Source organism: Neobacillus drentensis (assembly GCF_036962765.1).
GTDB classification, from domain to species: Bacteria; Bacillota; Bacilli; order Bacillales; family Cytobacillaceae; genus Neobacillus; species Neobacillus drentensis_C.
Map to the genome: position 1 here is coordinate 1 of NZ_JBALOS010000377.1, position 1974 is coordinate 1974.

A 1974-nucleotide genomic window follows, 5' to 3' on the forward strand; every position below is an offset into this window, starting at 1 on the left:
GGAAAAGTATTCTTTAATTTCCTGATCTCCCCTAAACCAGGGCATTTTCCCTAATAGAAAAACGGACTTTTCATTCTTAAATATATATAGTCGTTTTAAATTATTAAATAATAAAGCCTGTACCGATAATTACTTAGAATCATTGATACAGGCTTAATTTGTTTTTCGGCTTTATAAAGTTCAATTTTTGAAAACAGGCGGTGCATTCTAAACACCGCCATCATAAAATTCAATCGTATCCACGTTTTTAATCCATAGTTTTGCTTCCGTCCCATTAGTATTTGCCTTCCATAGGTTTCTGTTGTTATCTGTAATCGAGGTTTTTCTAATCCAAACAATCTTATCAATCGACTTAACGTAAAAAGGGTCATAATCACCATATCCTTTAGGTGGTTCTGTTATTTTTTGTTGTTTATTTTCCTTAATATCGATGAAATAAAGGGAAGGTAACGGATGTTTGCTAAAATCATTTGACCATTCTGCTTCCTTGCTTCTTGACGTAACAATTGTGTTGTTAGATATCCAATCAAAATCAAGATCGATGTAGTTTTCGGGTGTATATTTTGTGGATGCAGGCATTACCTCTATTTTTAAATCCTTATTCTTAAACCCAAAAACAATTCTTCCACCGCCTGAAATATATGCAATGGTATCGTCGGATGGCGCCCATTTTGGTTTGCCAACATGTAGAATAAGTTCATCTAAAACTTTAAAGTTCTTACCATCACTTGATATGACACAAAGCATGTTACTATCCATTGACCAGGAAGCGGTGGGTGAGACGATGAATGAAATCCATTTTTTACTCGGTGAATAGTTAAAATCGTCCGCATGAACTGCAAGGATTTTGTTATCCTTATTTGTACCAATTTCATTTGGTAGGGTGAAAAAATGATCAACACCGCCGAATAAAACAACTTCTTTATAATTGTCTCCAACTTTTTTGGTAAAAAGAATGGCACTTGTCCAACCGTCCGGTCGAAGAGTGCCAGCGGATGAAAGCAAAAAACCGCTGCCATCTGGTAGCCATGTATAACCATTAACTCCGTTTGAAATATTATAGAACCGTGTGAAATCAGATATGTCTAATGTACCTTCTTGATTAAAGGCTATAACATTTTTCTTTAGGGACCATGATGGGGCTTGGGCATCATAAAATATTTTCTTTTTTTCGCCTGTTTGAATTTGATATGTCCAGATTTCATGCTGAAATTCTTTATCCTTACGTTCTGCCGGAGCTTCATTTTGATACAAAAGCCATTGTCCGTCCTTGGACCATTTCGGTTGACCGAATACTTTCCCGGTTTTTGTCATTTGCTTTTCTTCGTTGTTGATAAACGTCCAAAGATTCCCGTCCCTAATGAATGCTGCTTTTACATCCTTTTCATTTGCCGCAAAAGCAGGTATTGGATAATGCATCGACATAAAAAGTATCATTAGTAATATCCTTATCATAGTTGGGACCTCCCTCAGGGATTTAACTAAAATGGTTTAGCTTTAACCGGCGAACAGGATAAGAGAAATAAACATGCGATCAATATCGAAAGACACTTTTTCATAATGAACCTCCTTTATTCGATTTCTCTTAGTCTGCCTCATTGAAACAAAAAAGCCTTCCCGATAGTGGGAAGGTGATGTTTTCTTTGATGTTGCTAACACGTGCTCACTAACACAAATGGATGCGGTATCCTCGACATATTGCATAAACAAATTTGTGATTTCCGTGGATGATTCCAATCTGCTGTTAATCTTAATCTATTATTAATACTTCCGTATTTTCTTTCCACTTTAGGACATCGCGTAATTTAGATAATGTGTTTTAATAACGGCGATTTATTTGTAAAAAACTAAGTTTTGTAAACTAATATTATTATTTACACTGACCTATTCTTTTTATTTATTATTGACAAAAGTGATGAAATTTCCTTCTTGAACAAATTGCCCCTATAGTTGAAAAAGATATTGAAAAATGAG

1 protein-coding gene is annotated in these 1974 nt (G+C 35.0%); it reads right to left on the reverse strand.

The window, feature by feature from the left end; translation table 11 throughout:
• Positions 1-207: 207 nt before the first annotated feature.
• The gene (locus tag V7137_RS29735; RefSeq protein ID WP_335701400.1) at positions 208-1455 is read right to left on the reverse strand and encodes a TolB family protein; all 1248 of its coding nucleotides are present in this window, start codon (positions 1453-1455) and stop codon (positions 208-210) included.
• Positions 1456-1974 lie beyond the last annotated feature (519 nt).

Excerpts from the sequence above, each read along its gene's own strand:
- V7137_RS29735 (WP_335701400.1), bottom strand. The coding sequence starts at position 1,455 with ATGATAAGGATATTACTAATGATACTTTTTATGTCGATGCATTATCCA.